This is a genomic window from Enterobacter sp. 301B (assembly GCF_003850715.1).
In the GTDB taxonomy this organism is placed as follows: domain Bacteria; phylum Pseudomonadota; class Gammaproteobacteria; order Enterobacterales; family Enterobacteriaceae; genus Enterobacter; species Enterobacter intestinihominis.
This window is the reverse complement of record NZ_PQTC01000022.1, coordinates 47894-63943: the sequence shown is the minus strand read 5'-3', so window position 1 is coordinate 63943 and position 16050 is coordinate 47894. Positions and strand designations below refer to the sequence as shown.

Genomic DNA, 16050 nt, shown 5'->3' with positions numbered 1-16050 from the left:
CAGAAAAACCAGATGGCAATGGGATCTGTTGTCCATTTGCTATTTTTCCTGTCAGAACAGTGCTACCTGATGCCCTTCTCCACGTACCGGATTGGCACGGAGGCCAGTGCCAATCCGGTGTGTGGAGGGCATTAGGTGGAAAGCTCAAGGTTACTCAACTTTCCAGCACTGGTTACTTGGGGCAATTTGACTTTTGTGCCATTGCCAGAATGGGAAATGCTGAGGATTCTCATTACTGCCAGGTAGTCGAGAGTCCATCTGGTTCACGAAAATGGTACAAATACGAGCACAAGACAGGTTGTATTGCGTCCTGTGTAACTCTCAATTAAGTTTGGTATCCAAATACTGAAAATACCCCTGAGCCACAAGAGTAGTTTTGGGCCGGATAAGAGGTGATCTGATAAGTTGCGCCAGCAGGGACAGCAAAAGAGATGAATGCTGTCTTCCCATAAGATGGGTTATTACTCGCATTTGTGCTAATCAATGCCCCTGCAACGTATCCCTGCAATCTGGATGTGTTAGCACAATCTCCCCCGGCGGAACCACCATTCCCTCCAGAGGCGTAAACAAACAGCGTACCACTTCCCGTATTGCGACCAGTAAATGATCCTCGGTGTGATCCAAGATTACTGTAACTACCGTTAGAGGAACCGGAAGTTCTCCACACACCGGATTGGCACGAAAGTATCGCCCCTGTACTGTCGCGGCCTACAAGCCCGTTAGGGGAGCAGGAAGCGCCAGCCGTTGCTGTTTTTTCAAGCTGTAAATACTCGCCTGTATAGAGGCGTCCATCAGCGCGTACAGTTCCACCTTTTACCTGGCCGCCAGTATAAATCCCTTTATTATTCACGCTGCGCAACCAGGACGAATCGGACATATACCAGCCGCCACCATAGGTACTGTTCATCCAGCCTTTGCTGTTTTTTGTGACCAGCCAGCCATTATTCGAAGTGATATCGCCGTTGGTTGTGGCTGTATTTCCTGAAATTGCGCCAGAGAACGTACCGTTACGTGCGCTGATATCGCCGGAGAGCGCGGCGGCGTTGCCGTTTAAAGTGCCGACGTTGTTCAGATTGTTGCTGTTCATATCAATCGCCGTATGCATCCTGTTAAGGTCGGGACGATTGGTTATGGAGTAACGATATAAACGGTCGCTTTCCTGCAAATCAGCGCCAACAAGTGCCATTGCAATATGCCCGGTCGCGCAGTTCAGCCCGTAATTTGAAGGCGTGTCAGACCAGCCGCCACCCGCGCCAATCGCCTGCTTGCTGCTGTTGATGTAGCCGCCAAGCCCTTCAATCATGCTTGCTACCGAGCGCATTCCGGCTTCTGACAGGGACTGACCGCCATTACTACAGGTCAGGGCTTCCAGACGGGATGTTTTGCTGTTCTTTGCAATACCGGTAATGTAGCTTTGTCCAAAATTGGATTCAGAAAAACCAGATTTCAGATAGCCTTTCTGAATGAGTGTTGCTGGCGTGATTGTTTTGGGTAAAGAGCCAGCAAGTAGTGTTGATGCATTGTCAGCAACATAATTACGAACAGCGGTGTTATAGGTATTTGCGTGTTCTGCTGCATTCTGCCAGCGAACATTATTCAGATGGTTTTCAATGTTTTCATAAACTTTAGGGATAACCATCACCATTATGCCGATGACAAGCAATACCTCAAGGAGAGATACACCTTTATCTGTCTTTTTCATTGCTCTTAATCCTCAGAATAATATTCCCGGTACGAGTGAGTAAACAAACATTCCGCCACAAAGAAATGGGCCAAATGGGATATATTTTTTTTGCTTGTTTAATCCGCCAAGAGTGAAGAAAATAATTCCGCCGATAACGGCAATAAATACAATTGAACAGGCAATCTCAGGCGTTGGAAACCATACGCCAGTTCCTGCAATAAGTAGCACATCTCCCATGCCGAAACTTTCCGTTCCGTTTTTATATGCAAAGTAAAGTCTTACAAACAGCATAATGAAGAACATCAGTATTGCACAAAACAAACCAGACAATATATTGTTATTCCATGTCTGATATAACAGGCCGGAGAAGATAAATGTCACGGTATAAAGGCGTGGTAGTAGAAATGAAAGAAGGTCTATACAGGCCATTAATGTAAGGAAAGCATAGAAAATAATCACTATTATAGATTGAATCAGTGATAGCTGATTTAATGAAAGATACATAACGGCAAGCGTTGTCAGTATCAGGCAGTAATATTTCTCTGCTCCGGTTTTATAAGATACATTAAGTTTATTTAAACGGAATTTAACTTCATTGTAGGCGTAGCATTGACAGACGATATTTGCACAGCAAAGTATCGCCGTATTAAATATGCTGTTTAGCATAAGTTACCTTACCATGTATTTATTGTAGACATAGCGTGCGTATTTGATTCTTTTCTGTTCGTTACTTTCTTTGAAACCAGCGTTATAACTGCCAAGACAACTCCAGTTTATGCCGCATTTCTGAAAATGTGTTGCCAGAATCCACGCGCCAATCTGTATATTGAGACAGGGGTTATCAATAAGCTCTGATTTGTCTTTTATTACGCCAAGTTTTTTCAGGTTAGGGATGTGTGATGAATTAATTTGCATTAGTCCGTAATCGGTGCTTAATATTTTTCCTTTTTCTTTGTTGTGATTTATCCGGTCTGGTATGAGTGAACTTTCTACAGTGGCAATGCTTTTCAGAAGCAGGGGGTCAATCAGGTAACGTTGCCCGGCTTGTGCAAAGCAGGCATCAAATCGGGTCGTTGTCGCTGAATATGCGGGTTGCAATGAAAAGATTAATGATGAAATACATGATAGCAGGATATAAAGAACAGAACGCACAATACTCCTCCTTAAACATGGAAAAAATAAGCGCCCGAAGGCGCTTATCCGATGCACATGAAAAATCAGGAATCAGTGCTGAAGGTCAGCGTATTGCTGTCAGATGCGCAAACAGTTGCTGCACTGACGGTTGATGTGGAAGTGTTGTTAATTTTGGAGATTGCGCTGGAAGAACGCAGGGCGTTTACCATTGCCATGCAGTTTTTCTGTGGGACATTGGCCTCTACAACATTGAAGGAGTATTTATCCGAAGAGGTGGTGATTGTAACGGAGCCGCCCCACGGGTTTTTCGCGCTTGCGCCAGTTGTATCTGCGATCATATCGGATGGCAGTAATCCTTGCGCGTAGAGAGTCTTAATATAGTTACTGTCAGTATAACGCCCCTGGAATTTCAGTGATTTCATGTTGGCAATCACTGTCAGGACATTGTTTTGTTCATTGGATGATTGAATGTTGGATTGCACCATTGAATAGAGTTTATATGCACTTGCTGCAAGTACAACAATAACACCAACAACCAATAACACTTCCATCAGTGTTGCCCCTTTGTCCTGTTCTTTTTTACGGCGTGCAGAAAGAGAAGAAAAAACAGAACGCATATTTAAAATATTAATAGAAGACATAATAAATAATTCCTTATTTATTGAGAGGTTAAAAATATTAGGGATTAGTGTTGCAGGACGTTACTGACATCGTAGAGAGCAGTAATCATCATTACAATAAATGCGAAAACAATTAATGCGGATACTACAGTTATCCAGACTCCTGTTGATTTGACTTTTCCTTTTGCTTCCTCCAGCCATTTATCAGCATAGTTAGACATCATCAATGCATTGTCAGCATTTTCAGAATGAAGTAATAGTTTGTTAATGCATAATTTCGATGGGAAGTCATAACCGCAACTTTTCATTGCCATTGCAAGTGACTGTCCAAGTAAAACATATCTCCTGATTTCTTTTATTCGTTCGAGTAGCCATCTGTTTTGAGTGCTGTTTTTCTCCAGCCTTTCCAGTGCTTTTGCAACGGGAATATCAATACTTAACATGGAGGCCATGTTGAAGAGAAAACTTACACCATTAAATGTTTTATAAAGTGACCAGGGGGGAATGTAATCAAGATACTGACGGCCCGGTCCTGTATAACGCGCAAGCGAATATCTGATCAGGAAAAACAGTACGATGCAGAAGCAGAGAATATACGTTCCGTTTTCTATCAGGAAACCAGACGTATCTGTCAGTAATCGCATAGAACTTGTCCAGCGTTCTTTCGGTGCGAGAGAAAGGAAAACAGGTGTTATGGTATCGTGGACCATATACATGTTTGCCAGACAACCAAAAACCAGTACGGATGGATAAATCATCGACATAACAAGAGTCATTGTCATTTCAGAACGACTTCTGACAATTTTTATGGCCTGAACTAACCCTCCCGCAAGGTCGCCGCGAATTTCACCGCTGGATATTAATTGATATTCATCCTCCTTTATATATTTTTTTAATGCTGAAGATATTGCCCCTGTGTTATTCAGTGCATTAAGGCACTCACAACAAATATAGTAGGTTGCAGAAGACCCCGTTTTCTTCCCGTAGTCTGTTTCTACATCAATCAGGTGTGTAAGAGCACGCTTTACATTTATGCCATCATTTAACATTCCAGATAAATCTTCATATAAACTTATTCTGGAATACCTGAATGTGTATTTTGCCAGCCAGTGGGATATTCCAGAGAAATCAATTTCTATCGAATTGAGTTTCTCAAATATATCTTTTATCGCCATGTCCCCTCCGGGAGCATTGAGTATTTATCTTCGTCAATGGGGGATATGAAGTGTGCGGACAGCGGATCTACCAGGCCATGATTAATCAGGTGTAATAAGTGCTGATTACGGGTAATTCCTCCAAGTTCATAGTGCCAGTATGATTTTGCTTCCAGACGCCCGGACTGACGATATAACTGAAAAAAACGTGCGTCGGGTGAGACGACTTCTGCTATAACCGTTCTTCCCGTTACGCCTTTATAACAGTGCTCGCAACCGTCAAGATTGCGCAACCGGACCTGTTCCGGCAGGCAATTTTCCTCAATGAGTTTCCGTTCTTCTGTACTCAGTTTGTCTGCCATTTCAGCATAAGTGCGCTTACAGTAAGGACAGAGTTTTTGTACCAGCCGTTGACTCAGCAGACCGATAAACAGAAGAGGATCTGCAATTAGCCTGGCCTGAATATTCTCCATTTCAAGGCGCTCAATAATATTCAGGGCATCGTTGGCGTGTAAGGTCGTCAACAGAAGGTGGCCTGTCATCGAGGCTTTGATTGCTGCTAATGCCGATGCGTGATCACGAATTTCGCCGTTCAGTATCGCGTCTGGATCAAGTCGCATAGCGGATTTAATCGCGTCAACCCAGCCATCGACGGAATCCCTGACTGCCGTCTGTATTGCGCCGGGAATGCGGCCCTCCGGCGGTGATTCAATGGTGAAAAGGCGTTTTCGGGGGAGACGCATATTATCGTTATGGTTGAAACCAAACGTGCTCAGATAGGCTTCTGAAGCCGTTCTCAGAGTCGTTGACTTACCGGACCCTGTAGGGCCGGATAAAACGATAATTCCTTCCGGGCGTTGTAACATTCGCCTGATTGTCTGGATTTGTTGTGGCATGTAGCCAAGTTCTTCGAAAGTGGGAATATCCTCGCTGTCATCTTTAATCAGGCGGAAGACCGCGTACACACCACCCACGCACGGATAATGCGAATAGCGCGCCCCAAAAAGATTTACAGGCTTCAGAAAATTCTCTGCGATACGTGCATCCTGCGGTATTGCCGGGTCAAACTGCGTACCTTTGATAACATCGCTCATTCCAGAATAGGCAGCACCCAGCAATTCCAGCCCTTCTTTACGCGGGATGACATCCAGAATTTCCAGTTCCCCATGCACGCGTGCTTCGACATAAGTGAACTCGGAACCGTCCCGACCAGGTGTGATGTGCAAATCGGAACTTCCCAGGTTGTTTGCTTTCGCCAGGTAGCTAATGACCTTTTCCTGGTTGCTGTTTAAGTGTTGTGATGAGTTTGAATCAGACCTTCTTTCGCTGTCCTGGTAGCGGGATGCGATAACATCAAGAGTGGTCCAGGTTATATTTACCTTTCCGGGATATTTAACATTCAGAGTGCCAATATAAGCCTGAACAGCACGCTGTCCTTTACTGTTATCAGCGATATAAACATGAACAGGTTTATCGTCTTTTTCAGATATACTGACGTATACAACATCAGAAATATCTTTTCCGGGATAGTCTGCGTCAGAAAAAAACATTATGTGTCGTCTCTTTCAATAGCATTAAAGAATAAGCTGGCGTTTCTCTGTACCATTCTGAATCCAGACGCCATTACCGGTGATTGATGCCACCTTATAAGAAGTACCAGGAATACTTTGCCCGACCTTGACATCAGTTACTGACCCGTCCAGGAGAGAAATTCGTGCTGACATTTGTTGTGGTGTACCAAATATTTCAATAACACGAAGTGATTTAGCGGCTACACGTTGCGCTGGTATATCGGTATCTGCAAGAGAAGAATACCCGGAAGAGGGCGTTATTGCTGGCGTTGCGGACGCTACACCATTCAAATCAAGATTACGCAATTCACTGACAGCCTTCTGACGCGCCAGCTTTGCTTCGTAAATTACCGTTTCAGCCTGAATCTGCTCTACCTGTAAAATGGTCGGAGATGAATATTTTATTTCGTCTTTTGGCGTGCTTTCAGATTCTGTTGCGTAAGCAAGTGAACTGAAAAAACAGACAGAAATAATCGTTGGTTTAATTATTTTTAACATAGAATGCACCTTTAATCTCATAATTCAGTCTTCCTTCTTCCAGTTTTATTCCTGCATACTGGAAGCGAACGGCAGGTTCATGAAAGTTAGCGAAAAGTATTGAAGGCGGGGTGCTGGTCTGAATCATTAATTCATACTCGTTCCACGGGAGAATTATTGGACGGCCTTCTTCATCTGTTTTTGTGTTTTCAATTTCCTGCCAGGTGAGTTTTAACCTCATTTTTTGTGCAAATGTTGTCAGGCGTTCCTGAATATCTGTTGCCTGTGGCAATGTGTCCGGGGTAATTGGATCAGGTGAAACGTCAAAACTGACAGGAAGAGAAAATCCCCCGGCGCTGCCTTCTGGCAATACAAAAGTTGCTGTGGTTGTCCCCTGGAATATTTCTCGTATCCGTGTGCTGAAGTCCTCGACCGTAACGCCGCTCAGTTCCTTATATGATGTGCGTAACAGCCCGTCATTACCGGATGTGCTGCATTCAGCAAGGTCAAAACGCCATCCGGCGATCGATAAGGGCAGTGCATCCCATTTATCAATGCATTTATCAATAAATGGTTTTATTTCAGGTAAATGTTGCCACGGTGGGGCAATCTGTATTGCCTGTTTGTCTGCCATTTCTTTTGCCAGACGAAGACGTGCAGCTTCTGCCGCAGCTTCTTTTTCCCGGTATTCCTGGTACATGGTGATCCCGTTCCAGAGCAGTATGGCCAGAATGGCACTTCCGCCATAAATCATGAACTGACGTTTTCGGGATACGCGAGTAAACGCCGCCTCTTTCGGCGGTTTTTTTACGTCAATCAACGCAGACAGAGTGAGTGAGGGGAGTGCCTGGCTGATATCCCATGATTCAGGCTGGTATAGTTTCCAGCCGGGTTCTGGTGTTTCATTAAACTCAAGAAATGTTGTCAGAGCACTCATGATCTGACTTTTGTTACCTACAACATCGTTGACGAGAACGTTATTGACGCAGGAAACAAAGCCATAAAGATCACCGAGTTCGCAGATAGCGTATCCGTCAGGTTCGATGAGGGGTTTTATCATCAGTGCCAGTGACCAGAATGAGGACGCCCCTGTGGGAAGATCCTCTTTTCTGATAAATGCCACCATCGTTTTGGTTTCATTTTCTGAATCCTGATACTGACAGGAGAGAAAATATTCAGCGTCGTTTTTTCTTGCGAATGTACGCGCATTCTTTTCTTCTGAAGGAAGCGTTTTCCAGTCCAGACCGGAGAAAAAAGCACGCTTGTTTTTAATAACCGAAGTGAAATTCCGGTTATTCTGATTATTCTCAGACAAAGTGACCTCCAAAAAAACTCCCTGTGTTTTTTCAGGGAGTTTTCAGTTAATTAGTTCACATTTTTTATTACTGCACTGGAGCCGGAATTAAGCACATTTGGTGTAATCAAAACGACCAGAATCGTGTCGCCGTCTTCGCTGTTAATGCCACCCCCAAGTCCAAAGAAGGAGGGGGTTATTACACCTTGCTTACTGGTTTTCCGGTTTGATTGCTGGAATCCACTCAGAATAACTGTCTGGCCTGATTTCAGGTCAATAGTCTGATTAATTGTTTTCAAATCCACATTCGGTGTTTGTGCTTTACTGCCGCCACTTTCGAACACCTCAAAAGTAGGTTTGTCAGACAGACTCATTGAGAACAGCAATTGCAGGTTTTGTGAATCCGGCTGAATGTATGGAAGCAGAGTCATATTGAATCCGGTCGTTATTGTTGCCGCATTCAGTGACGTGGATGATCCCACATTGGCGGTGGAATCGGTTGTGACACTTTCAATGAAGCCCTGCTGATTGGCAATTTGCATAGGGACGGGCGTCAGGTTTTTAGTCACAGCGGAGTTTTGCGTTACGACACTGACGCTGCCTTGTGACGACAGGGCTTTCAGAAATGCTTTTGAGCCAGCCAGCTTACCGTCCACGATGGATACACCACTGGTAATAACATTCTCGGCGGCATTACCAAATGAGCCACCAAGACTCAGACCAAGATGACCATCATTAAATACTGCGTTCCAGTCGATTCCCGCCTGTTCCTGGCTTGATTTCTTGATACTCAGGATTTCAACGTTCAGCACAACCTGACGACTCATTTCATTATTGCGCTTGTTCACAATCTCCTGAACGCTGTCCAGTACATCCGGGGTATCTGTTACTGTCAGTGAACCAGTGGACAGATACATGCGCCCTGTGCCTGGTGTCAGCATTGAGGAAACTTCGCTTTTCAGGTCGTTGTACAGCGATGATTTCATTTCCACGGTTGTAGTTTGCGTATTTGATGCGTCGCCAGTCATACCGCCAGAGCTGGTAGAGCCGGTACTGCCGCTGGAAGACATTGTGCCGCTCACAACTTTTGAGTTGTATGCCACATTGCTGTCCATATATGTGATCGGGAATGAGCGCGTTTCCAGATAGAAGAATGTGATACGACCTTTATCGTATTTCCAGGATATTCCCAGCCGTGAGGATACGGTTTGCAGTAGGGCAGGAAGCCCGGAGATATTCAGTTCCGGGAGTGATGTACCGCCAGAAGAGACTTTTACTGGCTGACTGCCTACTGACGCCAGAGGAACCATTCCATTTGCATCCGGTGCTGGAATTGATCCTGTCATTTGTTGTGTTGAGCCAGTGCCTGTACCGTTCAGATAGGTCCAGACATCGGCGCTGATTCGTACCGGGATATGACAGGTTTGTGTGATGCGTTGTGCGATCTGGCGTAGCTCAATATCTGAACGAGTATTAATCACAATCGGGCAGGGCGGCGCTGATTGCTTTACCTGCTTTTCAATAATTGGCGTTGTATTAATCCATTGTTTTGTTGAGTCCTGGATAACCGGGTTATTACGAATTTTTTTCGCGTATTCAGTCGCTTTTTGTGCGTCTTTTTCGGCTGCAAGTTCATTAGTATTGATTTTTTTGAAGTTTGCACAGCCTGATAATAAAAAAGAGGATATTAATAAACAAAGCAATTTTTTATTCATATTTAATTAACTCCGGTACTGGAATGATAACTGTGCATCCTATTTCATCGTGAGAGCGGGTTAACGATATAACTGTGTCGAAAAGGTTTTGTATCTGCACGCCGCCATCTGAAGGAGTCGTGACAACAATAAGACGTTTGCCACGTTTCCTGGCTGTTTTAATAAATCGAACAATAAACTGAACAACTTTTGATTCCCGTAAGTTGTTACCGATGGCTACACTATTAAGAACCAACGTTTTTTCAGGTGCAGATAAAAAGTCAAAATAATCAAAATTTTCATCGCAAAGATAATGGTGTTTTAGAAGGGGAAGGTGTTCATGGCGTTTATAAATATCACAGAAATCAAAATATTTAACGTCAGTGTCATTGATTAGCAATTCTGCTAAAAGTGTTGATTTTCCAGTTCCAGTTTCGCCTATAATCAGAATATGTTTTTCAGAGTTTATCAAAACATCAATGGCTTCTTTCATCATATTCATATTCATATTCATATTCATATTTATCATATTCGAGTGTTTTATTCTCATAATAGAATCCTGTCTTTGCTAATCAATAGTATCTTTATTGCGAGGATTATTCAGATACGTCTGTTTTATCGTGATTATCAAGGTCTGGATTAGTAATCACATTGCCTCCGGCAACCATGACTTTTTTTCCTCCAGCTTTAGGGAGATAAATTTCTGCAATTTTTGCTATTTCATCCATGACTTCTTGTGTAAACAGGTTTGGAATGTCAACATGATTGTTACGGGCGATATCCACGCGGCGTTTAAACTCTGGTTCTTCAAACCAGATTATTTTGTTGGCAATAAATGGTCGGCTAAATTCACTGGTTATAATTTCACGGATTGCAATATTTCTGGCTTTATTCTTCTTATCCCGGAGAGACACAATTTCTTCAGGAAGAAGAACCGGGCGCTCTATTACATCATCATTCCGTGTACGTGAACTTCCTCCCTTACCACCACCACTGGATATTGAGCGTTTGGATATTTTCATATCACGCACCCCAATCTCTTCTGAAATCTTTTTAGCCAGAGCATTTTTTGATTTCGGCGGATAGTAAAGCACAACAGCACTGTTTTCAGTGAATGTGGTCCATCCTTCCTGACCGTACATATCGCTTTTTTGCCCTTGTCCTTCATTCTGAAGAATGAACATAAAGCGAAGGTTATAACCTGCTGTAAAACCAACAGCGCGTTCAATGACCTCCGATTTACCCATTGATGTAAATTCATCCAGGAGAATAAGGCACTGGTATTTCAGGTCCGGGTTATGTTCCGGCAGTTCACGACAGTTTTCATTAACCAGTAATGAGAAGAAAAGGTTTACAATTTTCTCATGAGTGATTAAGGCATCCGGTGTCAGACCAAGATAAATTGACATGGGTTTTTTACGAATATCCCGGATATCAAAATCACTGAAATTCGTCGCTTCAGCAGTAACAGGGTTGCTGAATATATTCAGTGGTGATGAAAAGTTCGTTTTTATACTTCCCCTTGTGCGATCTGGTGCTGACATGAACTCAAAGAAGAATGATTTTGTTTTATCGCTAATCCAGCTACGATTTTCAACTTCCTGTCCCATCCATGCGGCGAGATCTTTTCCATTATCGGGAATCGACGTTTTCAGTATGGCGCTGATGGAAACAAGGACGTCCGGTGCATTATGACCTTTGGCTTTCTGGTCCAGGTGAAAACGCTCCTTGTCCAGCAGGTAAAGCCCTAACCCGACAAAAAGGTTGCGTGCAGAATCAGACCATATAGGATCATCACTTGCCGGGATAAGGATTGCGGCAATTTTTGCCAGGTCCGTTTCACGAAGTAAATCACTGCGACTGACGCAATCCAGAGGATTCCAGCGGTGAGAGCGTATCTGTCCTTTAATTGCCTGGTCGATAGTTTCCGCGTATCCGGCGGGCGCAAAGAGAAAGCATTTTTGCCCTAATTCTTTTTGCCTGAATCCGGCTGATAAAAACCAGTTTTCAAGTTTGATATCCAGTATGACCATACTTCCTGGATAGTTTACGCAGTTGGGGATAACAATCCCCACCCCTTTACCAGAACGTGTCGGGGCATAAAGAATTAAAAATTGTTGTCCGGCGAAATAAATAAATTGTTTTTTGTATCTCCCCTTGAACATTTTACCGATGAGTATTGGTGGATGTTTGTAAGGTGATTTTTTATCCGGGAAAAAACCTGATTTACTCAGGTCCATATCAGTTGCGAGCCGGGCGTCACCGTAGATGACTTTTTTAGGCATAATCCCAATCACGACAATTAACATGAATATGGCAAAGAATATTAATGGAACGCTGAATCCAAACCATGCCATAAAAACGAGTTTTTTATATTGTGGGTTGCCAGAAAATGTTGAGATTACAGAATGGAATGTATCCCACTTGAGCAAAGACATATCAACGGATGAATATCTTAATGCTGTGTATCCACCGAGATAGTTTGAGGCTATAAGCACACCCACAAGAAGCAGTAACAGGAAGAGAATTAACCCCCCCATCTTTTTTGCATTCATAGTTATCTCCACAATTTACATTGTGCTCAAAAAACGATTTTTTTCTTCGGGTTCGTAATACAGTTCAGTCATTCTGGTATGGTTGAAAAAAAGAATGACATCAATTGATGTTTTTATCGTGCGCATGATGAGGTCCATATCAACAGTCATACCAACATCAGATTGTTTTACAATACTTGCCAGTCGTGAAAATGAGGCATAAGTATTATTAGCATGAATGGTACTGATTGAGCCTTCATGCCCTGTATTAAGCGCCTCCAGATAACTCCATGCTTCGTTACCCCTAAGTTCAGCAAGAAAGATGTGATCTGGCTTTAATCGCATACACGCTTCAATGATTTCCTTCGCTTCAACGGTATTTTTTTTGTAGAAAAGCCGGATGTGGTTTGGATGCAGCGGCAGAGACATTTCCGGTACATCTTCAACGGTTATATAACGCCGTTCAGGTGGAAAGATATCTGCAATTGCCTTTGCTATAGTTGTCTTACCGGAGCCAGTCCCACCTACGATTAAAAAATTAAGACGGTCTTTAACTGCCTCTCTTAAAAATTGAGCTTTAGATTGACCATCCGGACGCCGGGATAATTCATACAGGTAGCGTTGCCGTTCAGTCAGTATTGCTTCGTGTTTTGTTGCAATCCTGACATTATCAAAACGCCCTGTTCGGACATAATCATCTATAGTGAAGCGTGTTAATGATGGCTTGCGGATAGATATCACAACGCTGTTATTTTCCGTTGCAGGTGGAATGATGATTTGTCCACGTTCCCCACCGGGAAGAACTACCGATGCAATGGGATTATCATGGCTAAGTGGTATTTTTATCTTTGATAAGTTCGTCAGAGTTTTGGCAAGTGTCATTAAATTATCAAAAGTCGCGTCTGGCGCATCTTTAGATTCCCAGCCATTTTTCCCTTCAAACCATATTGTTCCTGGTTTATTCACAGATATTTCTGTGACATGTTCAATATTAAGAACAGACTGGATACCCGTCATATCCAGATATCGTCTTGCGGTTTTACTGTTATCTCGTGGTTGTGATGTATTACTGGTATCTCTGATGTTATTCATATCAATTGCTTTACTGAATTACTGAAGTTCATATACGGATGAAAAGTCGATATTTCGCGGAACAATAACAGACAATACAGTCCCCTGATTAATATATGCCGTGGGGGGAATATTTATCGTATTGTCCAGCGTTGTTTTTGCCATTTCTTTTGTTGCGTCAGATGTGTTTTCGTAGGTGATATTGCTGTTTGAGCCTGTTTGTTGCGTGCTGTTTTTCAGAATATCTAAACCATCACCAAGTAATGACAGCAGCAATGCACCACCAAAACGCTGACCAAAATGATTATCGACCCATGCAGGAAGGCCGGAAGCGCCCAGACTGTCAGTGCCAAGTGCGCCAATGCGCACATTGACATTTTCATCTTTGAGCGTTGTCCAGTTAACGAACACACGGGCTACTCCCTGTGTCATGACTTTATTCTGCTCCCCGATCAGTAATGCTCCTTTACGGGCAAGAAGCACTTCGCCGTTATCCGACCAGACGTCTCGTGTTAACTGACACATTGTGATACCGGGATAAGAGGTTACGATTTTCGTTTTGAGCACACAGGATAATGCTGTTCCCGCAGATAACAGATATCGGCGGTTCAGCACAGGGGATACCTTTCCGTCTGCGTACTGACTGCCCTGTAAATCATCTCTTTCCTGGTTTTTTTCGCCTGGTTCCTGATTGTCGATCTTCACCATTGTGTCGCCCATCAGTTGTCGGACGGATTTTGGCAATGGTTGTGGTTGGTTTGGATCTCCACTGGCGGTTTGGGGACTGCCGTTGGCTATCACATTGACGGCTGTTTGATCGGCCTTTTGTGATGCTGGCGCTGACGGGGCATTGTCTGCCTGTTTCTGTTCTTGCTCCTCCTGTGCTTTCCTGCGGTTAGCGGCATCGAGTTTTTCCTTTTCTTCGATGTTTTTCATCATTGTTGTCAGTGAAACGCCATTGTTGGTATTTGTGACCAGTGTCTCGTCAGACTTCTCAAGAGGTGTTTGCTGAACGACCTGTTCTCGTGAAAGAACTTTAAACAAGATAATGATCACAAATAACGCGGCAATCAGTAATATGATGAGGATTAATATTTTTTTTGGTGCTGCTTTACCTTTTACTTCGATAATTCCGCGATTTCCCGCGTCATTATTTTTTTCATCATCTTTATTTTTCATAGCTGAACTTCTCTACTCGTGTTTTTCCGTTTGACGTACCTTTTTTATTCCACGGACGATTAACGATTGATGATGTTCTGATATCTGCAACCTGATCACCCAGGCGCAAACGGAGATTTTCAGCCACGTCATAGTAAACCATTGTGTTTTTATTTCTGTCTCCGTTAACCAGATGTTCATTTCCATCGGCATCAACACGATAAAGGACCGGAATTTCCTGTTTATTAGTCCATCTCATGCATGTAAATTCGCCATTATCCCATACCTGATAAGGGAAAATTGATTTGTCCCCCTTGAGTTGATAATGACCATTAATTATTCCACCATCAGTGCATGGAAATGGCTTTTCAGTCATTACGGTAGCTGACGGTGGTTTCGGATAATTAAAACGCAGAATATACGTGGGTTGTTTCGTGGTTGATATCAGGTAAAGAGGATATATATGCTTATTGGTCTGAACGGTAACGTTTGTATCCGGTTCTTCTGCTTTTGGACGCAGAAACAGAGTGTTGTCCCTGACCGATACTGACCAGGCTTCTGGATCACCAATTCCGACATCTTTTATTGTTTCGTCTTGTCCGAACTTAATTGTTGTTTGTGCGCCTGCTTTTACGCGCACATTAAATACATCCTGCTCGTTATAATCTACGGTCTGAATACGCCCGTCTCGTTCCGATGGTGTGCCGTACATAGCTGCTAAAGCACCAGGTACTTGTAGCATCGACAAAAGAACTATCGCAGTAGTGCGTTTAAGCATCATTTTATAACCTCTGGATCAGGTTGGTAGCTCAGAACTTGCAGTCCCAGCGGATTCACAAGGCGCTCTTTTTCTGTTTTGATATCTTTATCCCAGTCAAAAGAAATCGTCGAAATCCACTCTGTTGCTCTGTATCCGGGGGCGGGTTTACCAGATAAATCCAGTACCATTTTTTTGAAACGCACCTGCGCCATATCCTTCCTTAGAAGGATTACTGAATTAATCTGGACCTTAATTTTGTAGTTGTTTTTCAGAATGTTCAGTGGTGAGGAATCAGCACGAATCATGGTGTCATAAGCTGAAAACACCTTTTGGGAAGACATTGTTTTTACTGTATCGGCCTGTTCCTGGATAGTCTGCCAGTCGTATGCTTCATAGTTAATGAGATATTTTGACAGGAAATATTTAGTCTCAACATCCTGATAACTTTCCTTAGCATCAGATAATTGAGGGGCAATATCAGTATATCCAGTGCTGTTATCCACTCGCACAAGGAACGGTACAGCGGTTTTTAATGGAGCAAGGGAGGCTATTGCGAAACCAAGAATGCAAATTACAACAAATTCACCAATGGCGAGAATGGTAAATGTTTTTGCCTTTTTCTTTATGATTTCAATTTCACTACGCTCAAAGTCACGTATGGCCTTGAAATAATCCTTTTTTTCGTTCTTTTCTTCAAATTTCTTTTTGGAGGCTTCTTTTTTTGAATGTTCATAATAGTTTGTGTTTTCCATTAATAATCACCTGCTTTGATTTGTCCAATTGCTGTGTTTAACTCAAACCATCCCCCTTTTTTCTGCACAGGATTGAGGGTGTGAGAACATGCACTAATTAATAGCGCGGAGGCAATTATGAGGGGGGCATATTGTTTTCCGTTCTGT

At 43.1% G+C, this 16050-nt stretch carries 15 protein-coding genes and 1 pseudogene; 1 reads left to right on the top strand and 15 read right to left on the bottom strand.

Features of this window, described 5'->3' with window-relative positions; translation table 11 throughout:
• Window positions 1-107: 107 nt before the first annotated feature.
• A pseudogene (locus C3451_RS24770) lies at window positions 108-329 on the top strand (shufflon system plasmid conjugative transfer pilus tip adhesin PilV); the annotation flags it as partial.
• Here the strand turns inward: C3451_RS24770 and pilV are convergent.
• The 15 genes from pilV to C3451_RS19895 all read right to left on the bottom strand — a co-directional run bounded on the left by pilV (window position 326) and on the right by C3451_RS19895 (window position 15903).
• Entirely contained in the window at window positions 326-1702 is a 1377-nt protein-coding gene (gene pilV, locus C3451_RS19965; protein WP_000750519.1) for a shufflon system plasmid conjugative transfer pilus tip adhesin PilV, read from the bottom strand. The pseudogene C3451_RS24770 and the gene pilV overlap by 4 nt on opposite strands.
• A gap of 12 nt (window positions 1703-1714) precedes the next feature.
• A complete protein-coding gene (locus tag C3451_RS19960) occupies window positions 1715-2350 on the bottom strand; it encodes an A24 family peptidase (RefSeq protein ID WP_000934977.1) in 636 nt (211 codons plus the stop codon).
• A 3-nt stretch (window positions 2351-2353) separates the two neighbouring features.
• Window positions 2354-2836 carry a lytic transglycosylase domain-containing protein gene (locus tag C3451_RS19955; RefSeq protein WP_001258095.1) on the bottom strand — a complete coding sequence of 161 codons (483 nt, stop codon included), beginning with the start codon at window positions 2834-2836 and terminating at the stop codon, window positions 2354-2356.
• A gap of 65 nt (window positions 2837-2901) precedes the next feature.
• The gene (locus C3451_RS19950) at window positions 2902-3459 is read right to left on the bottom strand and encodes a type 4 pilus major pilin (RefSeq protein WP_000095048.1); all 558 of its coding nucleotides are present in this window, start codon (window positions 3457-3459) and stop codon (window positions 2902-2904) included.
• Between the two features lie 44 nt (window positions 3460-3503).
• Window positions 3504-4613, bottom strand: a complete 1110-nt coding sequence (locus C3451_RS19945) for a type II secretion system F family protein (RefSeq protein ID WP_000974903.1) — start codon at window positions 4611-4613, stop codon at window positions 3504-3506.
• On the bottom strand, window positions 4604-6142 hold the full coding sequence (locus tag C3451_RS19940) for an ATPase, T2SS/T4P/T4SS family (RefSeq protein WP_000466225.1): 1539 nt from the start codon (window positions 6140-6142) through the stop codon (window positions 4604-4606). The genes C3451_RS19945 and C3451_RS19940 overlap by 10 nt, the downstream gene beginning before the upstream one ends.
• Before the next feature lie 24 nt (window positions 6143-6166).
• Window positions 6167-6661 carry a type IV pilus biogenesis protein PilP gene (gene pilP / locus C3451_RS19935; protein ID WP_000912553.1) on the bottom strand — a complete coding sequence of 165 codons (495 nt, stop codon included), beginning with the start codon at window positions 6659-6661 and terminating at the stop codon, window positions 6167-6169.
• The gene (gene pilO2 / locus C3451_RS19930; protein ID WP_001454111.1) at window positions 6645-7955 is read right to left on the bottom strand and encodes a type 4b pilus protein PilO2; all 1311 of its coding nucleotides are present in this window, start codon (window positions 7953-7955) and stop codon (window positions 6645-6647) included. Before pilO2 ends, pilP begins: the two co-directional genes overlap by 17 nt.
• Window positions 7956-8005: 50 nt before the next feature.
• The gene (locus tag C3451_RS19925) at window positions 8006-9649 is read right to left on the bottom strand and encodes a PilN family type IVB pilus formation outer membrane protein (protein ID WP_001035592.1); all 1644 of its coding nucleotides are present in this window, start codon (window positions 9647-9649) and stop codon (window positions 8006-8008) included.
• A complete protein-coding gene (locus C3451_RS19920) occupies window positions 9642-10178 on the bottom strand; it encodes a sigma 54-interacting transcriptional regulator (RefSeq protein ID WP_001220543.1) in 537 nt (178 codons plus the stop codon). The genes C3451_RS19925 and C3451_RS19920 overlap by 8 nt, the downstream gene beginning before the upstream one ends.
• 46 nt (window positions 10179-10224) lie before the next feature.
• Window positions 10225-12183: a type IV secretory system conjugative DNA transfer family protein gene (locus C3451_RS19915; protein WP_015059539.1), complete on the bottom strand. Its 1959-nt coding sequence runs from the start codon at window positions 12181-12183 to the stop codon at window positions 10225-10227.
• Window positions 12184-12198: 15 nt separating this feature from the next.
• Window positions 12199-13254, bottom strand: a complete 1056-nt coding sequence (gene virB11, locus C3451_RS19910) for a P-type DNA transfer ATPase VirB11 (protein WP_001059977.1) — start codon at window positions 13252-13254, stop codon at window positions 12199-12201.
• An 18-nt stretch (window positions 13255-13272) separates the two neighbouring features.
• Window positions 13273-14412, bottom strand: coding sequence for a TrbI/VirB10 family protein (locus C3451_RS19905; RefSeq protein ID WP_000790640.1), 1140 nt, complete (start codon window positions 14410-14412; stop codon window positions 13273-13275).
• On the bottom strand, window positions 14402-15103 hold the full coding sequence (locus tag C3451_RS19900; protein WP_000274524.1) for a TrbG/VirB9 family P-type conjugative transfer protein: 702 nt from the start codon (window positions 15101-15103) through the stop codon (window positions 14402-14404). The genes C3451_RS19905 and C3451_RS19900 overlap by 11 nt, the downstream gene beginning before the upstream one ends.
• A gap of 65 nt (window positions 15104-15168) precedes the next feature.
• Complete coding sequence (locus C3451_RS19895; RefSeq protein WP_000432282.1) at window positions 15169-15903, bottom strand: type IV secretion system protein; 735 nt, start codon at window positions 15901-15903, stop codon at window positions 15169-15171.
• Window positions 15904-16050: the final 147 nt, after the last annotated feature.

Coding starts and splice junctions, on each gene's coding strand:
- pilV (WP_000750519.1), bottom strand. CDS start 1,702: ATGAAAAAGACAGATAAAGGTGTATCTCTCCTTGAGGTATTGCTTGTC.
- C3451_RS19960 (WP_000934977.1), bottom strand. CDS start 2,350: ATGCTAAACAGCATATTTAATACGGCGATACTTTGCTGTGCAAATATC.
- C3451_RS19950 (WP_000095048.1), bottom strand. CDS start 3,459: ATGTCTTCTATTAATATTTTAAATATGCGTTCTGTTTTTTCTTCTCTT.
- C3451_RS19945 (WP_000974903.1), bottom strand. CDS start 4,613: ATGGCGATAAAAGATATATTTGAGAAACTCAATTCGATAGAAATTGAT.
- C3451_RS19940 (WP_000466225.1), bottom strand. CDS start 6,142: ATGTTTTTTTCTGACGCAGACTATCCCGGAAAAGATATTTCTGATGTT.
- pilP (WP_000912553.1), bottom strand. CDS start 6,661: ATGTTAAAAATAATTAAACCAACGATTATTTCTGTCTGTTTTTTCAGT.
- C3451_RS19925 (WP_001035592.1), bottom strand. CDS start 9,649: ATGAATAAAAAATTGCTTTGTTTATTAATATCCTCTTTTTTATTATCA.
- C3451_RS19920 (WP_001220543.1), bottom strand. CDS start 10,178: ATGAGAATAAAACACTCGAATATGATAAATATGAATATGAATATGAAT.
- C3451_RS19915 (WP_015059539.1), bottom strand. CDS start 12,183: ATGAATGCAAAAAAGATGGGGGGGTTAATTCTCTTCCTGTTACTGCTT.
- virB11 (WP_001059977.1), bottom strand. CDS start 13,254: ATGAATAACATCAGAGATACCAGTAATACATCACAACCACGAGATAAC.
- C3451_RS19905 (WP_000790640.1), bottom strand. CDS start 14,412: ATGAAAAATAAAGATGATGAAAAAAATAATGACGCGGGAAATCGCGGA.
- C3451_RS19900 (WP_000274524.1), bottom strand. CDS start 15,103: ATGTACGGCACACCATCGGAACGAGACGGGCGTATTCAGACCGTAGAT.
- C3451_RS19895 (WP_000432282.1), bottom strand. CDS start 15,903: ATGGAAAACACAAACTATTATGAACATTCAAAAAAAGAAGCCTCCAAA.